The following is an 18189-nucleotide window of genomic DNA, read 5'->3' on the forward strand; positions in this document are numbered from 1 at the left end:
AGATCAGATGATCTTCTGGCCGATCAGGTACTGGGCGATCTTGGTGCCGCCGTCGCCTTCGTCCGCGATCTTCTCGCCCGCGGTGCGCGGGGGCTTCGGCGTGGCCGCGGTGACGGTGGTGCCCGCGTTCGCGACGCCCACGGTCGTCGGGTCGACACCCAGGTCGGCCAGCGTGAAGGTCTGCACTTCCTTCTTCTTCGCGGCCATGATGCCCTTGAAGGACGGGAAACGCGGCTCGTTGATCTTCTCGGTGACGCTGACGATCGCCGGCAGGGTGGCCTCCAGCTTGAACACGCCGTCGTCGGTCTCGCGCTCGCCGGTGATCTTCTCGCCGTCGACGGTCAGCTTGCGCAGGTGCGTCAGCTGCGGCAGGCCCAGGTATTCGGCGATGATCGCGGGCACGGCGCCCGCCCGCCCGTCGGTGGCCTCGTTACCCGCGATGACCAGCTCGACACCTTCGACCTGACCGAGCGCACTCGCCAGCACCCACGCCGTCTGCACGGCGTCGGAGCCGTGGATGGCCGGGTCGTTGATGTGGATGGCCTTGTCGGCGCCCATGGACAGCGCCTTGCGGATGGCCTCGGTGGCGCGGTCCGGACCGGCGGCCAGCACGGTGACCTCGCCGCCCTGGGCCTCCTTGATCAGCAGCGCCTCTTCGACGGCGCGCTCGTTGATCTCGTCGAGAACGGCGTCGGCGGCCTCGCGGTCGAGGGTGTAGTCACCATCGGTCAGCTTGCGCTCGGACCAAGTGTCGGGAACCTGCTTGATGAGTACGACGATGTTCGGCATCGGTCTTCGTCGACCTCCTGTTCTGGTTACGCGTATGTGGTGGTCGCACGAGCTGCGCCGTACGTCCGGGTGGGTGGCTCAGGCCGTGACATTACCTTACGTTAAGTTACCCGTGGGTAACTTAGTGGCTTCTCTCTCACAAGTGGTTACCACGCGATACAGTGCGCCGGTTCGGCGACCCCTTCCAGGGCCGTCCGAAGCCGCGCTTCGGGGCCGACCGGGTGGGGTGTCCCGCGCGGATGCCGTGCCAGTAACGTCGGAACGATGAGCGAGGCTGTGATCCCTGCCGCAGTGGTCGACCCGACCGGTATCAGCGCGGACCCCGAGACGAGCACCGGCGCCGTCGAACCGCTGCCGCTGACCGGCGAGCGCACCGTCCCCGGCATCGCCGAGGAGAACTACTGGTTCCGCAGGCACGAGATCGCCTACGCCCGGCTGCTCGACCGCTGCGCCGGGAAGACCGTGCTGGAGGCGGGGTCCGGGGAGGGCTACGGCGCGGACATGATCGCCGAGGTGGCCGGCAAGGTGATCGGCCTCGACTACGACACCAGCGCCGTCGAGCACGTGCGCGCACGGTACCCGCGCGTGGAGATGATCCAGGGCAACCTCGCCGAACTGCCGCTGGAGGACGCCTCGGTCGACGTCGTGGTGAACTTCCAAGTGATCGAGCATCTCTGGGACCAGTCCCAGTTCCTGCGGGAATGCCTGCGCGTGCTGCGGCCCGGCGGCGAACTGCTGATCAGCACGCCCAACCGGATCACCTTCTCCCCCGGCCGCGACACTCCGCTCAACCCGTTCCACACCAGGGAACTGAACGCGGCCGAGCTGACCGAACTGCTGGTCGACGCCGGTTTCGAGGTCTCCAGGATGGTCGGCGTGCACCACGGCCCCGGACTGAAAGCCTTGGACGCAAAGCACGGCGGGTCGTTCATCGACGCCCAGATCGAACGGGCGCTGGCCGGAGAGCCCTGGCCGCCCGAACTGACCGAGGACGTCGCGCGCGTCACGGTGGAGGACTTCGTGCTGGTCGAGGCGGACATCGACGCGAGCTTGGATCTGGTCGCCATCGCGGTGAAGCCTTGACCGATCGCAGTACCGTGCCCGGCGGGCACGCCGCAAGCCCCGTGCCGGGCCAGTTCACCCTGGTCTTGCACTCCCACCTGCCCTGGCTGGCCCATCACGGCCGCTGGCCGGTCGGCGAGGAATGGCTCTACCAGTCCTGGGCCGCCTCCTACCTGCCCGTGGTGGAGGTCCTGCGCACGCTCGCCGCGGAGGGCCGTTCGCATCTGCTCAGCCTCGGCATCACTCCGGTGCTCGCGGCGCAGCTGGACGATCCGCACTGCCTGGCGGGCATGCACCACTGGCTGGGCAACTGGCAGCTGCGCGCCGACGAGGCCGCCATGGCGGGCAATGTCGCGCTGGGCAGGCACGAACACCGCCTGGCCGCCGCGGCGCTGGCCGAGTTCGAGCAGCACTGGCGGCACGGCGCGGCGCCGGTCTGGCGCGCGCTCGTCGACGCGGAGACCATCGAGCTGCTCGGCGGCCCGCTGGCCCACCCGTTCCAGCCGCTGTTGGATCCGCGACTGCGCCAGTTCCAGCTCACCGAGGGCCTGGCGGACGCTCGACACCGCTGGGGCCGCACACCCACCGGCATCTGGGCGCCGGAATGCGGATACACCCCGGGCATGGAGGCCGGTTACGCCGCCGCCGGTGTGACACATTTCATGGTCGACGGTCCCGCGCTGCGCGGCGACACCACGCTCGGCCGTCCGGTGTGGGATTCCGATGTGGTCGCGTTCGGCCGCGATCTGCAGGTGAGCTACCGGGTCTGGTCCCCCAAGTCGGGCTACCCCGGCCACGCCGCCTACCGTGACTTTCATCACTATGACCATGCGACGGGTCTCAAACCCGCCCGGGTCACCGGCAAGACCGTCGCCGGCCCGGACAAGGCTCCCTACGATCCCGCACTGGCCGCCGCCACGGTCAGCCGGGACGTGGAGGACTTCGTGCGGACCGTCCGAGAGCGGTTGATCTCCGAGTCCGAGCGGATCGGGCGGCCCGCCCTCGTCGTCGCGGCGTTCGACACCGAACTGTTCGGTCACTGGTGGCACGAGGGGCCGCAATGGCTCGCGCAGGTGCTGCGCGCGCTGCCCGAGGCAGGCGTCACCGTGGGCACCCTCGACGACGCGCGAACCCGCGGTTACCTGGGCGAACCGGTGCCGCTGGCCGACTCGTCCTGGGGTTCGGGCAAGGACTGGCGGGTGTGGGCGGGCGAGCAGGTCCGCGATCTGGTCGAGCTGAACGACGACATCGTGCGGCTGACTCTCGACACCGTCGACAAGATGCGCGCGGCGCAGGGCGGCGCCCCCGGTCTGCGCGACCAGGTGGCCGATCAGCTGCTGCGCGAGGCGATCCTGACCGTCTCCAGCGACTGGGCGTTCATGGTCAGCAAGGACTCCGCCGCGGGCTACGCGCGCGACCGCGCGCACCGCCACGCGCACGCGGTGCGGGAAATCGCCGCGGCCGTCGGGGCGGGCCAAGTCGCCAAAGCACGGCAGTTGGCGGCAGGATGGGGGGCGGCTGACGGACTCTTCCCCGGCGTGGACGCGCGACGACTCACCTCCGCGGGGTCCGTACCCAGCGTCACCGGGGCGATATCCGCCGCCGCGCCAGGACCGGGCCCCGCCACCGCGGACCACGGACCGGAACCGGCGGACCCGGGCTCGGCCGCAGAAGGACTTGCATGAAGATTTTGATGGTGTCGTGGGAGTACCCACCGGTCGTGGTGGGCGGGCTCGGCAGGCACGTGCATCACCTCGCCGTCGAACTGGCCGCGGGGGGCCATGAGGTGGTCGTCCTGTCCCGCCGGCCCTCCGGCACCGACTCCTCGACGCATCCCACCCACTCCTACATCGCCGACGGGGTGCTGGTGGTGGCGGTCGCGGAGGACCCACCGCTGTTCGACTTCGGCGAGGACATGCTCGCCTGGACGCTGGCCATGGGCCATGGCATGGTGCGCGCGGGCGTCGCCCTGGGCAAGCCGGGCATCGGCGACGGCTGGACGCCCGACGTGGTGCACGCGCACGACTGGCTGGTCGCCCACCCCGGCATCGCCCTGGCCGAGTACTACGACGTGCCGCTGGTGTCGACCATCCACGCCACCGAGGCCGGGCGGCACAGCGGCTGGGTCGCGGGCAAAGTCAACAAACAGGTGCACTCGGTGGAGTGGTGGCTCGCCAACGAATCCGACGCGCTGATCACCTGCTCCTCGTCCATGCAGGACGAAGTCGAGCGGCTCTACGGTCCGGAGCGGATCCCGATGACGGTGATCCGCAACGGAATCGACGTGGGCGCGTGGACGTTTCGTCCGCGCTCGCCGCGCAGCGGTCCGCCGCGGCTGCTGTACGTGGGCAGGCTGGAGTACGAGAAGGGCGTGCAGGACGCGATCGCCGCGTTGCCGCGCATCCGCCGGGCCCACCCCGGCACCACGCTGACCGTGGCGGGCGTCGGCACCCAGTTCGAGTGGTTGCGCGAGCGCGCCCGGGTGCACCGCGTCGCCCGCGCGGTGACCTTCGCCGGTCAGCTCGACCACGCGGAACTGCTCGGCTGGCTGCACGGCGCCGACGCGATCGTGCTGCCCAGCCGGTACGAGCCCTTCGGGATCGTCGCCCTCGAGGCGGCCGCGGCGGGCACCCCGCTGATCACCTCGACGGCCGGTGGCCTGGGCGAGGCCGTGATCGACGGCGTCACCGGCGCCTCGTTCGCGCCCGCGGACGTGGACGGCTTGGTCGAGGCGGTCCGCGCCACCCTCGACGACCCCCCCGCCGCGCAACAGCGGGCCTACGCCGCCCGGGACCGGCTGACCGCCGATTTCGCGTGGGACGTGGTGGCCGCGGAAACCGCCCAGGTGTACCAGTCGGCCAAGCGGCGGGTACGCAACCCGCTGGGCCGCCCGACCATCGTGGAACGTCCGCTGCCGGAACGCGATCCGAAGTAGCCCCGCCCGGGGTCAGGCCGCGAGCTTCTTGACGATGCGCTCGACGGTGAGCCAGGTGCGGGTGGTGATGTCTTTGCCGTACGTCTTGTCCAGCCAGGCCATGAAGTCCGGCGTCTTGCCCGGCTCGCTGTTGTCGATGACGGCGAGGAAGGCGCGCGCGGCCTCGTCGTAGCCCACGATCCGGGTGAGCGGGTCGGGTTGCTCGGGCAGGGTGGCCGGCGCCTTGGCTTCGTCCTTGAGGAACGTCGCGATAAGGTACGTCCCGCGCCCGTGGGTCAGGCCGGGGAACGGGTCGCTGTCCAGCAGCGCGCGCAGTTCGTCGTGGCTGCGGATGATCGTGCCGCCGCCGATCCCGAGTTCGCGGACCAATGCCTGCTGGATGCGCTCCTCCAGCGCGGGTACGTCGGTCTCCGCGCTGTGGAACACGATGTTGCCGCTGGCCAGCACCGAACCGACGCCCTCGAAACCGAGCGACTCGAACACCGCACGTAGCTTCTCGTTGCTCATGTTCGGATTGCTCGGCGCGATCCCGCGCAACAGGGCGGCGTAGGCAGTCATACCGGCGAACCTACTCGCCCGCACCGACGAAGCCGCGCGTCCACCGAGCGGCCACCCAGCCGAGCAGCGCACCGGTCAGGCGGACTGCGTGGCCCCGTTCTTCTTGCGCGCGATGTCCTCCAGCGCCGCAAGGTATTCGGCCCGCTGCTCGGCTCCGGCCTCCCAGGCCGCCTTGCGGTTCTTGACCACCTTGGCCGGTGCGCCGACGGCGATGCTGTAGTCCGGGATCTCGCCCTTGACGACAGCGTGCGCGCCGAGCACGCAGCCGCGGCCGACGCTGGTCTCGCGCAGCACGGTCACCTTGGCGGCGATCCAGGTGTCGGGGCCGATGCGGACCGGGCTCTTCACGATGCCCTGATCCTTGATCGGAACGTTGATGTCGTCCATCTTGTGGTCGAAGTCGCAGATGTAGCACCAGTCGGCGACCAGGGTCGATTCACCGATCTCGATGTCGAGGTAGGTGTTGACGACGTTGTCCTTGCCGAACACCACCTTGTCGCCGATGCGCAGCGAGCCCTCGTGGCAGCGGATCGCGTTGCCGTCGCCGATGTGCACCCAGCGGCCGATCTCCATCCGGCTCAGTTCAGGCGTCGCGTGGATCTCCACGCGCCGGCCGAGGAAGACCATGCCGCGCAGGACGATGTGCGGGTTGGCCAGGCGGAACTTGAGCAGCCGGTAGTAACGCACCAGATACCAGGGCGTGTACGCCCGGTTCGCGAGCACCCAGCGCAGCGACGCCGGCGTCAGAAAACGCGCCTGCTGCGGATCCCGGCGGCGCGATCCCCGCCAGCGCGAGCGCAACGGTGCGCCCCACATGCTCGTCACGAACGGCTCTCCTGTCGTGGTCCTACCGGCCGTCGTCCGCCTCGGCGGCGACGGATAGAGCCTATCGCCCGGGACGAGCGCCGCGACGGGCACCCGCGCCGACAACGCCGGGACTCGTTCACCCCGCATACGGGCCTCCCGTACAGTGACTCGTGCGCCGGAGACGGCGACGGCGAACGCCAACTACGACAGGAGTACGGCAGGTGCGAAGCGGCGGCGTACTGGCTACTTCCATGTGGCGACCGTCCCGGAAACGTGCCGCGGCCGTACTGGCCGTGCTGGTCACGGGCGGCGCGCTGGCATTGACCGGCTGCGGCACCGACTACGACGACATCACGGTCGGCACCGGCAAGGGCTGGACCGCCGCCTACCACGACGGCCGCAACAGCGGCACCAGCCCGGTCAGCGGATCGCGGAAGGTCGCGCTGAACTGGTCGCGCCCGGTCGGCGGACCTATCGCCCAGCCGGTCACGCTGGGGCCCGACAGCCAGCTGTTCGTCACCACGCGGCTGCCGAACTGCTCGATCTTCTCTTTCCAGATGGCCACCGGCCGCAAACGGTTCTGCAATGCCTTGGGGTCGAGCGCGATCGCCGCGCCGTCGGCGGTCGACGGGATGACCAACGTCTACGTCGGCGACGACAGCAGGGTGATCTCGTTCAACTACCTGGGGCAGCCGCGGTGGGCCACACCCGTCGCGGGGACGCCGGTCTCGGTGCAGTTCACCGGCGACGGAAAACTGCTGACGGTCACGCAATCCGGCCAGGTCGACGTGCTGTCGCGGCAGACCGGCGATCGAATGGTGCCGACCGTGCAACTGCTCGGCGAGCCGGACTTCCTCGCCCACGCCGGCCTCAGCTGGCCTGCCGCGGGTCAGGGACTGGACGACTGCGCCGCCGGTGGGCCGCAGTGCCCCGTCGCGAACATCTCCCCGATCGACACCGCCAGCGGCCGTTTCTACGTGACGTTGTGGCAGCCGGGGCGGCCCGCCGCCGCCTTGGTCGCGCTGCGCTACGCCGACGGCAAGGTCGAGCAGCAGTGGCGCGCCGAACTGCTGCAGCGCGGCAGCGCGACCAGCCCGGCCCTGTCCGCCGACGGCGGCACCCTCTACGTCGGCGACAACAGCAATCGGCTGATCGCCCTCGATACCGCCGACGGGCGGACCAAGTGGGTCCACCAGTTGGAGTGGTCGCCGCGCGGCGGAATCTCGGTGTCCGGCGACGGCCTGATCATCCCGTCCGGCGACGACGGCTACCTGCTCGCGCTGCGCGACAACGGTGACGCGGTCGAAACCGTCTGGGAGCGAAAGGACCTCGCGCTGCGCGGCCCTGCGGCGCAGACGGCGGGCGACACCGGATACGCGGCCGCGGCGATCGGTGACGGCCTCAACCTCGTCACCTTCGACGCGCGCACCGGGGCCACCATCGACTCCGACGTCCTGCCGGGCGCGAAGGGGACCGTCACGGGCACGTCGGTGGGCTCGAAGGGCGAGGTCGTGGTCGCCACCCGGATCGGCGAGATCTTCGCGTTCGAACCGGAGTAGAGTCACCTCGATCTTGTTGTGTTCTGGCTCGAGCGGGGGGAACTATGGCCAGGGGCGGAATTCTCGCGCGGCTCGGTAAGGCGACCGTAGTCGCGATCGCTCTACTCACGTCTACCGCCGCGTGCGCTGCCACGGTCGACGGGCATCCGGTGGCAGTGCCGCGAAGCCCGGCCGCGACCACACCGGCGAAGGTGACCGACGAGCCGTTCGTCGAACACGCCGTCGACGACGAGTGCGTGCTCAGCGGTGCGGAGATCAGCGCGCTCGCGGGCGTGAGCCTCGGCGACGGGCGGGACACCAGCACCAAACGCGACGACGGTTCCTATGGTCGAAGCTGCACCTACTACCTCACAGCCGGTGGCATCCTGTCCTTCACCGCATCCATCAAAGTGATGCGGCCACAACAGGGTTCGGTGACCGACGCGACCATCGCGCGGCTGACGAATCCGACCACCCGCAAACTCTCGGGGATCGGGCGATCGGTCCTCATCGACCCGAAGCCGGACTTCCCGCAGGCATGGGTCCTCACCGACCGGTTCGCTGTCCGCATCTTTCTCGTCGGCGGCAATCTGGCCACCCCGCCGACCGACCAGCGGTGGGCGGCCGCTGCGCGACTCGTCGTGGCCGAACTTCCCGCGTAGGAGCGCTTCGAGCGAACACCCGATGATCACGGGGTGGAACAGAGGAAGACCGTCGCGGCGCGGCCGACGCGAGTGATCACCAGCGTGTGCGGCCGGGTGCCGCGGAGTTTGAGGCGCGAACGAAGAGCATCAGGGTCGACGTCGACGCCCCGGGCGAGGACTTCGAGGGGGCCGCAGTCGCGGCGATGGAGTTCGGCGCGAAGGGATTTCTCGCGAAAGTCCAGGCGATCGAGGATGCGGAAGCCACGTACCCCGTCGGGGACGGTGTCGCCGGTGAGATAGGCGATGCGCGGATCCAATTGCCACAGGCCGTGTTTCGAGGCGTAGTGACGGACGAGACCGGCGCGCACGACAGCGCCGTCCGGGTCGATGATCCATTGCCCCGGCCCGCGCTCATCGATGTCGTCGGGGTCGGCATCGGTGATGGTCCACGCGGCGCCCTCGGACGAGAGCACCGTCGCGCGACGGGTGACACCGGGCTCGGTGAGTCCGGAAGACCACAGGCATGCCTCACGCACCGCGCCGTCGAGCGAGACCACCTCCACCTCACCGGACCAGGCCAGCCGGTCGAAATCCAAACCGGGAGCGCATTTCACGGCGAGATCGCGGTCCGTATAGGCCGCGAGCAGATCCGGCAGCGGTGGGCTCAATCTGGCCGGGTCGTGGGTGCGCCGGCCGTCGGCACGCCGAGCCGGGTCGGCGATGATCACGGTGTCGCGACTGCTCGGGCGCAACGCATCGGCTCTGGCCAGCATCACGTTTCGGGTCTGCGCCGAAGGACCGGTGGCGGGCGCTTGCGAACCCGGCTCCCCCGCCCCGAGCCGGTGCGGCCCCAGATTGTGCGCGGCGATAGCCAGCCGCACCTCGTCCAGATCGCTGCCGAGCACCGCCGGGCACACCCGGGCCAGCTCCACGAGTTCGGCTCCGATCGAGCAGGTGACGTCGTGCACCATCCGTCCGGCCAGCCGCGCGGCACGCTGCCGCGCCACGAGCGTCGGGGTGGCCTGCTGCAGCGCGTCGTCGGTGAACAGCCACTGCCCGGCATCGAGGAGTTTGGCGCCGGCTCTGCGCCGCAATCGCACCGTCTCGATCAGGGCGGCCGCCCGGTCGCCGTGCGCGCGACGCACCCGCTCCAGATCGCGCAGGTGCGTCGCCGGGGTCAGCTCCAACAGGTCCACCTCGGCCAGCGCGGCTCGACCGGCCACGCTACCCAGGTACCGGACATCCTCACGGGAAATGCGATAGCCCACTACCGATCCCCTGTGACGTCCGCCCCGCCGCCGTAATCGCGACGTGCCGCCTCGGAATCCCGGCACGGGAACGCTTCGCGCCCGCCCACCTCTCCGGCACCGGCCGTGCCGTCGAGGGGGGCGACATGGACGCGAAGGGTATCGCCGCCCACTACTTTCCGGCGGAGCTCGGCTTCACGCCGGTGATCATGGCGTTGTAGAAGAACTGGCGCGGCACCACGCGGCGCATCACGTTCTCGTCCACCCAGCTCAGTCCCAGCCAGGCGCGGTACATCGCCATCCGGTAGCGCCAGGTGAGCTTCTCGGCGGGCACGGCCGCCTCGAAGGTACGCACCGGCCAGCCCCACAGCGCGGCCGCGAATTCCTCCGTGTTGGCGGCCACCTCGACGGCGCCCGCCGAGCGGGCCATCGACTCCAGGGCGCGCGGGTCGAAGGTGTGCAGGTCGACGACCGCTTCCAGGGCCGCCGCGCGCGAGGACTCGTCCAGTTCCTCCTGCGGGCGCCGCCAATCGCTCAGGATCGGCAGCTTGGTGACCGTGGTGGTGGCCTTCCAGGTGATCCGGCCCAGCCAGCGAGCGTAGAAGTTGCCGACCGTGGTCGGCTCACCGGCGAACACGAAGCGGCCGCCCGGCTTGAGCACGCGCAGGCACTCCTTGAGCGCCAGCTCGACGTCCGGGATGTGGTGCAGCACGGCGTGCCCGACCACCAGATCGAAGGTGTCGTCGTCGTAGGGGATGGTCTCCGCGTCGGCTACCCGGCCGTCCACGTCCAGCCCGAGATGCTGTGCGTTGCGCAGTGCGACCTTCACCATGCCCGGCGACAGATCGGTGACCGAGCCGGACTTCGCCACGCCCGCCTGCATCAGGTTCAGCAGGAAGAATCCGGTACCGCAGCCCAGTTCGAGCGCCTTGCCGTAGGGCAGCGGCGCGGGACCGACGGCCAGGTCGAACCGGCCGCGCGCGTATTCGATACAGCGCTCGTCATAGGAGATGGACCATTTGTCGTCATAGGTCTCGGCCTCCCAGTCGTGGTAGAGAACCTGGGCCAGCTTCGTATCCTTGAGCGCTGCTTCGACCTCTGCCTCAGTGGCGTGCGGGTTCGGCGCGGGGTCGTCGGGACGTACCGTCATGGTCGGCAAGCCTACCCAAATCCCCAGTTGACGCCTGCTATCGCCCCACGAATTCCGCCGACCCGGGACCGTCGGCCAAATAGGAACCTGTTCCGATCAGGCGATCTTGCGTCGTGAACAGGCCGGACCACTCGCCGCGGGCCCGATCGAGGCCGTGCGGACCGGCTTCGAAGACCGCCTTCGCGGCCGCCAGCGCGCGGGCCGGACCGTCGACGAACCGGCACGCCCACCGCATGGCGGCGGTGTACACGTCGTCCGGCGCGACGACCTCGTCGACCAGGCCGAGCGCCTTCGCCTCCTCCGGCTCGACGAAGCGACCGGTGTAGACGAGGTCTTTCGCCGGGCCCGGCCCGATCAGCAGGGCCAGCCGCCGGATGCCCGCGAGCGGGATCAGGCCCGTCTTGATCTGCGGCAGACCCAGCTTCACGTTGTCCCCGATGACGCGGCGGTCGGCGCCCAGCGCCAGCTCCAGCCCGCCGCCGAGGCAGTAACCGCTGATCGCGGCGACAGTGGGCTGCGGAATCCTGGCCAGGCAGCCGAGAGCATGCTGGAGATCGGCCGCCATGGCGGTGGCCTGCTCGCTTCCGAGACCGAACAGTTCGGCCACGTCGTCGCCCGCCGAGAACACTCGTTCGTCGCCGTATACGACCACCGCGGCGACGCCCGGGTGCACGGCGACGGCGTCCGCCGCCTCGGCCAGCTCCCGCACCAGCTGCACGTTCAGCAGGTTCATCGGCGGGCGCGCGATCCGCAGGACGGCCACGCCCCGCGCGGCATCGCCCTCGGGCAGCTCCAGGGTCACGAATTCGGCCATGAGAGGCCACGCTACCGGGTGCGCACCGGCGTGAGCGGTCAGGCCCGGAGGCGGTAGCGCAGCGTCACCACGCAGGGCCCCGCGCACGCCGACAACAGACACAGCGTGAGCGGTCAGGCCCGGAGGCGGTAGCGCAGCGTCACCACGCAGGGCCCCGCGCACGCCGACAACAGACACAGCGTGAGCGGTCAGGCCCGGAGGCGGTAGCGCAGCGTCACCACGCAGGGCCCCGCGCACGCCGACAACAGACACAGCATGAGCGGGTCAGGCCCGGAGGCGGGCGGCGCCGCTCACGGGCGCACGGATCCCTTGAGCCGCCGGGGATCGGGGAGGTCGGCGAAATAGCGCTGGTTGTCCGGGAAGGACAGCAGCCGCTTGCCGTCTAGATCGGCCAGCACCGGCATGATCGGATCGATCGGCCGTTGCGCGGCCAGGATTTCGGCGGTGGACCGGAAGGAACCGAGCGCGACCAGCTGCGACCAGGTCGGCGGCAGCAGCACGTCGGCGCCCGAACGCCAGCGCTCCAGCGCCTCGGCCGGGGTGCTCCACTGCACCTGCGCCGCCTCGGACGTGGCGCCGTCGGCCAGCTGCCCGTCCGGCAGCACGGCGACGAAGAACCGGGTGTCGTAGCGGCGCGGCTCGATCACCGGGGTGATCCAATTCGCCCACGGCCGCAACAGGTCCGCGCGCAGCACCAACCGCTCTTCGGCGAGGAACGACGCCAGCGACAGTTCCCTGCGCTCCAACCTGCCGCGCGCGTCCCGGTACCCGGTGGTGTCGGAGACGACGCTGTCGGCGGCCGGACCGGCCAGCAGCACACCGCACTCCTCGAACGTCTCGCGCACGGCCGCGCAGACCAGCGCCTTGGCCGTGGCCTCGGTGGTGGCGAATCGCTCGGCCCACCAGGCGGGCTCGGGTCCGGCCCAGGCGATGTCCGCGGTCCCGTCGGACGGATCGACGCCGCCGCCGGGGAACACGGTCATGCCCGCGGCGAACGCCATGGCGCCGACCCGGCGCTGCAGGAAGATCTCCGGCCCGTCGGCGCCGTCGCGCACCAGCATCACCGTCGACGCGTCTTTCAGCGGCGGTGCCGGTTGCTGAGAGTCTGCCTGCGCCTCTTTCTCACTCACCCTTGCACCTTAACGGGCGCGGTCGGACGTAGTCCGTCCCTCAGCCCGCGCACGGCCGGAGCGACGGCGGAGGTACGCCTAACGCGTGCTTGGTGGGCGACGGCACGCCGTCCGAGTCAGCGGGTCCGGTGCCTGCCCGCGCGCCGTGAACGCCGCGCGAAGTAGCGGCCGTCGACTCGATCCAGCGCGATCGATTGGCGGAAGGCATCGCTGAGGTTCTCGGCGGTGAGCACGTCGGAGAGCAGTCCCTGCGCGACCACTTCGCCCTCGTTGAGCAGCAGGCCGTGGGTGAACCCGGGCGGGATCTCCTCCACGTGGTGGGTGACCAGCACGATCGCGGGTGCGTCCGGGTCGGCGGCGAGATCGCCGAGCCGCTCCACCAGCTCCTCGCGGCCGCCCAGGTCCAGGCCGGCGGCAGGCTCGTCGAGCAGCAGCAGCTCGGGATCGGTCATCAGCGCGCGGGCGATCAGCACCCGTTTGCGCTCACCCTCCGACAGCGTGCCGTAGGTGCGGTCGGAGAGGTGTTCGGCGCCCAAGCTTTCCAGCATGTCGATGGCGCGGTCGGTGTCCACGTCGTCGTAGCGCTCGCGCCAGCGGCCCAGCACCGCGTAGCCCGCGGACACCACCAGGTCGCTGACCTTCTCGTCGACCGGCACCCGGCTGGCCACCGCGGCCGACGAGAGCCCGATGCGCGGACGCAACTCGTTGATGTCGACCTTCCCGATCCGCTCCCCGAGCAGATGGGCGATGCCCCCGGTGGGGTGCATCTCGGCGGCGGCCATCCGCAGCAGCGAGGTTTTGCCCGCGCCGTTGGGGCCGAGGACCACCCAGCGTTCGTCGAGCTCGACCTGCCAGGTGACCGGACCGACCAGGGTGTGGCCCGAGCGGCGGACGGTTACGTCGGTGAAGTCGATGAGCAGATCGGGATCCGGTTGCGGCACGCGGTCCATCTTGGCCCACCTGAGGGGGCACTCGCCAACGCGGGGAGGGAAAAACGATCCGGTCGGTTGGATCTATGCCGGATCACCGCCGTCACGACCGCATCCGCCGCACCGTCCGACACGCCCATGCCGACCGCGAAGGTCTCGTGGAGCGTTCACCAGGACCGGGCGGGCACCGCGATCACCGTCATCGAGCCCGGCGCCACCTCGGTGAACCCCGCGTCGCGCACGGCGACCGCGCTGCCCTCGGCCACCTGCTCGGCCAGCGACGCCCAGCGCCGCGCGTCGGCTTCGCGCACCGCGCAGTGGAAGCCGAGTTCCGCCCAGCGCAGCGCGTCACCCACCGGGAGCGCACCGGCCAGCAGCATGCTCGCGTGACCCACCTGCGCGGCCGACTTGCCCAACGTCATCCCGAGCCCGCCGTTCACCCACAGCACCGGCAGGTCCGCGTCGGGCGGCCCGGGATCGTCGTGCTCGAGATCGGTGCCGCCGATCTGCAGACGCTTGATCCGCGGATCGACCGCGCCCACCGGGCCGGGGACCAGCGCCCGCGCCTGCGCGCCACCGATCTCGACGGTGACGCCCGGGACGGCACAAGTCGCACGCCATTGGGCGCCGCGGGCGCGCCGCGCCACCTTCCGGATCCGCGAGCGCTTCCACCCCAGATACGGTTGTTCCCACTCACCGCCGGGCCCGACGCGCTCGTCCAGGCACAGCGCCACCGCGGCCGACGCGGCGGCGGCGAGCAGCGCACCGCGCGGCGGCGGATCGGTCTTCGGCAGATGCAGCACCATCTGCATGGCCTGCACCATGGCGGGGTCCTCCGGATCGCCCGTGCCGTATCCACCGGACAGCTCCGCGTGCCGGACCCGGAACCCTTCGACGTCCGATACGGCCGGGCCCGTGCGGGTCTCGCCGTCGTCCCGGATTTCGGCGCCGCATTCCGGGATGCTCGTCATCACTCCACCTCGATCGTCAACGAAAACGTCCTGGCCGGCTCCAGGCCCTGTTCCCACGGACGCGTGTACTCCATCGTCAGCGCCGTCGCACCCGCCGCCGCGCCCACGAAAGTCCACACCGACGTTCCGCCCGCGCCCGGCGCGACGGGCACGGCCGGATCGGGTTCGAAATCGGCCTCGCCGTCCAGCTTCACCACGGCCGCATCCACTTTCGCGATACTCCAGGAGTAACCGGTAGACGGATTCGCCGGAAGCGCGACGATCAGCCGCTGCCCGACGTGCAGTCGTTGCTGTTGCCCGTCGTCGGCCACGCCGACGCGCACAACGGGATTCGCGGACCCGGTCGTCGTCCCGTCCGGCGAGTCACTGCCGCCGCACCCCGCCACCGCCAACCCGGCCAGCAGCACAAGCAGGGACTTGCGCACCCGTCCTCCGATCGCCGAATGATCAACAGCAGCGAGCCTACCGAGGCGGACGCGACCGGGCCGGATGCTCAGCCCAGCGGAACGCGGCGCAGCAGACCGTCCCTGGCGTCGGCGGCCTCCACTTCGTGCCGGGTGACCCCGAGGATGAACAGCACGGCGTCCAGATAGGGATGCGACAACGCGGCGTCGGCGATCTCACGCAGCGCGGGCTTGGCGTTGAAGGCGACGCCGAGCCCGGCCGCGTTGAGCATGTCGATGTCGTTGGCGCCGTCGCCCACCGCGACGGTCTGTTCCATCGGCACCCCGGCCTCGGCCGCGAACTTGCGCAGCGCGGTCGCCTTGGCCGCCCGGTCGACGATCTCCCCGACCACCCGGCCGGTCAGCTTGCCGTCCACGACCTCCAGCGTGTTCGCCTGCACGAAGTCCAGTTCCAGCTCGTGCGCGAGCGGTTCGATCACCTGCCGGAAGCCGCCCGACACCACACCGCAGCGGAAACCGATCCGGCGCAGCGTGCGGATCGTGGTGCGCGCGCCGGGGGTCAACTCGATCCGGTCGGCCACCTCCTCGATCACCGACTCGTCCAGACCGGCCAGCGTCGCGACCCGCTGTCGCAGCGATTCGGCGAAGTCGATCTCCCCGCGCATGGCGGCCTCGGTCACCCTGCGCACCTCGTCCTCGACGCCCGCGTGCGCGGCGAGCATCTCGATGACCTCGCCCTGGATCAACGTCGAGTCGACGTCGAACACGATCAGCCGCTTGCCCCGGCGGGCCAGGCCCGCCCGCTCCACCGCGACGTCCACCTGCTCGGCCACCGCCACCTCGGCCAGCGCCGTGCGCAGCCGCGAATCGGTGTCGGGTCCGGAGTCGATCGCGGTGACCATCAGCTCCATCCCGGTCACCGGGTAGTCGGCGATCCCGCGGATGGTGTCGATGTTCGCGCCCAATACGGCCAGTTGCCGCGACACCGCGCTGAACGCGCGCGCCGTGACCGGGCTGCCGAGGATGACCACCGCGTGGGTGGACATCGGCTGCCTGCCGATCGCCGCGTCCACCTCCACGTCGACGTGCATGCCGACGGTGTTCATGGCCTCTTCGAGCTCGTCCTGCAACGCCTCGGCGTCGTTCGGGCAGGTGACCAGGACGCCCAGGGTCAGCCTGCCCCGGATCACGACCTGCTCCACGTCCAGCAGGCTGACCCGGTGCCGGGACATCGCCGCGAGCAGCACGGACGTCACTCCGGGGCGGTCCGGCCCGGTGACGGTGACGAGAACGGTGGTGTCGGCCAATTGATGCGCTCCAAATTCGGTGTTCGCCGTCGCTGCCGGTGGACATCGTTGTCGCAACGCCAACGGTGCGTGTTGCTCTCCACAAAAGAGTGTGCACCCGCCGTCGCCAGCAGGTGCACACTCGTCGCGGTGAATCCGCCTCTTACTTCGTGACCGCGGCCGGCTCGTGCACCTCGGTGGCGTGCTTGCCCGCGCCCCAGCCCACGTGGGCCTCGGCGCGCATGCGTTCGATCATGTGCGGGTAGTGCAGCTCGAACGCGGGGCGCTCGGAGCGGATGCGCGGCAGCTCGTAGAAGTTGTGCCGCGGCGGCGGGCAGGTGGTGGCCCACTCCAGCGAGTTGCCGTAGCCCCACGGGTCGTCCACGGTGACCACCTCGCCGTAGCGGAAGCTCTTGAAGACGTTCCACAGGAACGGCAGCATCGACGCGCCGAGCACGAAGGCGCCGATCGTGGAGACCGTGTTCAGCCCCGTGAAGCCGTCACTGGGCAGGTAGTCGGCGTAGCGGCGCGGCATACCCTCGGCGCCCAGCCAGTGCTGTACCAGGAAGGTGGTGTGGAAGCCGAGGAAGGTGGTCCAGAAATGCCACTTGGCCAGGCGCTCGTCCAGCATCCGTCCGGTCATCTTCGGGAACCAGAAGTAGATGCCCGCGAACGTGGCGAACACGATGGTGCCGAAGAGCACGTAGTGGAAGTGCGCCACGACGAAGTAGGAGTCGGTGACGTGGAAGTCCAGCGGCGGGCTGGCCAGGATGACGCCGGACAGACCACCGAAGAGGAAGGTCACGATGAAGCCGAGGGAGAACAGCATCGGCGACTCGAAGGTCAGCTGACCGCGCCACATGGTGCCGATCCAGTTGAAGAACTTCACACCGGTCGGGACCGCGATGAGGAAGGTCATGAACGAGAAGTACGGCAGCAGCACAGCGCCGGTGGCGTACATGTGGTGCGCCCACACCGCGATGGACAGCGCGGCGATACCCAGCGTGGCGTACACCAGGGTGGTGTAACCGAAGATCGGCTTGCGCGAGAAGACCGGGAAGATCTCCGAGACGATGCCGAAGAACGGCAGCGCGATGATGTACACCTCGGGGTGACCGAAGAACCAGAACAGGTGCTGGTAGAGCAGGATGCCGCCGGTCGCGGGGTCGTAGATGTGACCGCCAAGGTGGCGGTCGTAGGCCAGACCGAACAGCGCGGCGGTCAGCAGCGGGAAGGCCAGCAGCACCAGGACGCTGGTGACGGCGATGTTCCAGGTGAAGATCGGCATCCGGAACATGGTCATACCGGGAGCGCGCAGGCAGACCACGGTGGTCAGCATGTTCACGCCGCCGAGGATGGTGCCCAGACCGGACACCGCCAGGCCCAGGATCCACAGGTCGGTGCCGACACCGGGCGAATGCAGGATGTCGGTGAGCGGCACGTACGCCGTCCAGCCGAAGTCCGCGGCGCCACCCGGGGTGATGAAGCCCGCGGTCGCCATGCTGGCGCCGAAGGCGTACAGCCAGTAGCTGAAGGCGTTCAGGCGCGGGAAGGCGACGTCGGGGGCGCCGATCTGCAGCGGGAGGATGATGTTGGCGAAGCCGAACACGATCGCGGTCGCGTAGAACAGCAGCATGATCGTGCCGTGCATGGTGAACAGCTGGTTGAACTGCTCGGTCGAGAGGAACTGCAGGCCGGGCCGCGCCAGCTCACCACGCATCAGCAGGGCCATCAGGCCGCCGATCATGAAGAAGCCCATCGACGTGGTCAGGTACATGACACCCAGGACCTTCGGGTCCGTGGTGGTGACCATCTTGTAGATGAACGAGCCCTTCGGCCCGGTCCGAGCCGGATAAGGCCGAGTCGCTTCCAACTGAGGGACTGGCTGGGGCTCTACGGCAGTCACTGATCCTCCTGAAAGGTGC

The 18189-nt window shown here is 70.0% G+C and carries 17 protein-coding genes; 5 read left to right on the top strand and 12 right to left on the bottom strand.

Translation table 11 applies throughout. The features are described from left to right. Window positions 1-3 precede the first annotated feature (3 nt). Entirely contained in the window at window positions 4-789 is a 786-nt protein-coding gene (locus ON19_RS21570) for an electron transfer flavoprotein subunit beta/FixA family protein (RefSeq protein ID WP_043695806.1), read from the bottom strand. A 264-nt stretch (window positions 790-1053) separates the two neighbouring features. Between ON19_RS21570 and ON19_RS21575 the strand changes: the two genes are divergently transcribed. Genes ON19_RS21575 through ON19_RS21585 form a run of 3 tightly spaced genes read left to right on the top strand, consistent with a single transcriptional unit; the run spans window position 1054 to window position 4786 of the window. Next, window positions 1054-1872 (top strand): class I SAM-dependent methyltransferase, encoded by an 819-nt coding sequence (locus tag ON19_RS21575; RefSeq protein WP_043695808.1) that lies wholly within the window; start codon window positions 1054-1056, stop codon window positions 1870-1872. Then, window positions 1869-3536: a 1,4-alpha-glucan branching protein domain-containing protein gene (locus ON19_RS21580; protein ID WP_051169148.1), complete on the top strand. Its 1668-nt coding sequence runs from the start codon at window positions 1869-1871 to the stop codon at window positions 3534-3536. The genes ON19_RS21575 and ON19_RS21580 overlap by 4 nt, the downstream gene beginning before the upstream one ends. Then, the gene (locus ON19_RS21585; protein ID WP_043695811.1) at window positions 3533-4786 is read left to right on the top strand and encodes a glycosyltransferase family 4 protein; all 1254 of its coding nucleotides are present in this window, start codon (window positions 3533-3535) and stop codon (window positions 4784-4786) included. Before ON19_RS21580 ends, ON19_RS21585 begins: the two co-directional genes overlap by 4 nt. Before the next feature lie 12 nt (window positions 4787-4798). Here ON19_RS21585 and ON19_RS21590 read toward each other — a convergent pair whose 3' ends face one another. Both ON19_RS21590 and ON19_RS21595 read right to left on the bottom strand, forming a co-directional pair. After that, window positions 4799-5344 (bottom strand): DUF1697 domain-containing protein, encoded by a 546-nt coding sequence (locus tag ON19_RS21590; RefSeq protein WP_043695814.1) that lies wholly within the window; start codon window positions 5342-5344, stop codon window positions 4799-4801. A gap of 75 nt (window positions 5345-5419) precedes the next feature. Next, window positions 5420-6169 carry an acyltransferase gene (locus tag ON19_RS21595; protein ID WP_043695817.1) on the bottom strand — a complete coding sequence of 250 codons (750 nt, stop codon included), beginning with the start codon at window positions 6167-6169 and terminating at the stop codon, window positions 5420-5422. 233 nt (window positions 6170-6402) lie between these two features. Between ON19_RS21595 and ON19_RS21600 the strand changes: the two genes are divergently transcribed. Continuing rightward, on the top strand, window positions 6403-7710 hold the full coding sequence (locus tag ON19_RS21600) for an outer membrane protein assembly factor BamB family protein (RefSeq protein WP_043695820.1): 1308 nt from the start codon (window positions 6403-6405) through the stop codon (window positions 7708-7710). 149 nt (window positions 7711-7859) lie between these two features. After that, window positions 7860-8351: a hypothetical protein gene (locus tag ON19_RS21605; RefSeq protein WP_157229779.1), complete on the top strand. Its 492-nt coding sequence runs from the start codon at window positions 7860-7862 to the stop codon at window positions 8349-8351. A 26-nt stretch (window positions 8352-8377) separates the two neighbouring features. On the opposite strand, the gene ON19_RS21610 is transcribed toward ON19_RS21605, so the two are convergent. The 9 genes from ON19_RS21610 to ctaD form a co-directional block, all read right to left on the bottom strand. Then, window positions 8378-9601 carry a THUMP-like domain-containing protein gene (locus tag ON19_RS21610; RefSeq protein ID WP_043695826.1) on the bottom strand — a complete coding sequence of 408 codons (1224 nt, stop codon included), beginning with the start codon at window positions 9599-9601 and terminating at the stop codon, window positions 8378-8380. Window positions 9602-9752: 151 nt separating this feature from the next. Continuing rightward, window positions 9753-10730: a class I SAM-dependent methyltransferase gene (locus tag ON19_RS21615; RefSeq protein ID WP_043695829.1), complete on the bottom strand. Its 978-nt coding sequence runs from the start codon at window positions 10728-10730 to the stop codon at window positions 9753-9755. 37 nt (window positions 10731-10767) lie between these two features. Then, on the bottom strand, window positions 10768-11544 hold the full coding sequence (locus tag ON19_RS21620) for an enoyl-CoA hydratase-related protein (RefSeq protein ID WP_043695832.1): 777 nt from the start codon (window positions 11542-11544) through the stop codon (window positions 10768-10770). Between the two features lie 290 nt (window positions 11545-11834). Further along, window positions 11835-12605: an NUDIX hydrolase gene (locus ON19_RS21625; protein WP_086006684.1), complete on the bottom strand. Its 771-nt coding sequence runs from the start codon at window positions 12603-12605 to the stop codon at window positions 11835-11837. Window positions 12606-12790: 185 nt separating this feature from the next. Further along, window positions 12791-13624 (bottom strand): ABC transporter ATP-binding protein, encoded by an 834-nt coding sequence (locus ON19_RS21630; RefSeq protein ID WP_043695835.1) that lies wholly within the window; start codon window positions 13622-13624, stop codon window positions 12791-12793. A gap of 146 nt (window positions 13625-13770) precedes the next feature. Further along, a complete protein-coding gene (locus ON19_RS21635; RefSeq protein ID WP_043695838.1) occupies window positions 13771-14574 on the bottom strand; it encodes an aminoacyl-tRNA hydrolase in 804 nt (267 codons plus the stop codon). Then, on the bottom strand, window positions 14574-14999 hold the full coding sequence (locus ON19_RS21640) for a protease inhibitor I42 family protein (protein WP_051169150.1): 426 nt from the start codon (window positions 14997-14999) through the stop codon (window positions 14574-14576). Before ON19_RS21640 ends, ON19_RS21635 begins: the two co-directional genes overlap by 1 nt. Before the next feature lie 68 nt (window positions 15000-15067). Continuing rightward, entirely contained in the window at window positions 15068-16285 is a 1218-nt protein-coding gene (gene serB / locus ON19_RS21645) for a phosphoserine phosphatase SerB (RefSeq protein WP_043695841.1), read from the bottom strand. 142 nt (window positions 16286-16427) lie between these two features. Next, complete coding sequence (gene ctaD / locus ON19_RS21650) at window positions 16428-18170, bottom strand: aa3-type cytochrome oxidase subunit I (RefSeq protein ID WP_083899533.1); 1743 nt, start codon at window positions 18168-18170, stop codon at window positions 16428-16430. Between the last annotated feature and the right edge of the window lie 19 nt (window positions 18171-18189).

Origin of the sequence: Nocardia abscessus NBRC 100374, from assembly GCF_000308455.1 — a bacterium.
Classification (GTDB): Bacteria; Actinomycetota; Actinomycetes; order Mycobacteriales; family Mycobacteriaceae; genus Nocardia; species Nocardia abscessus.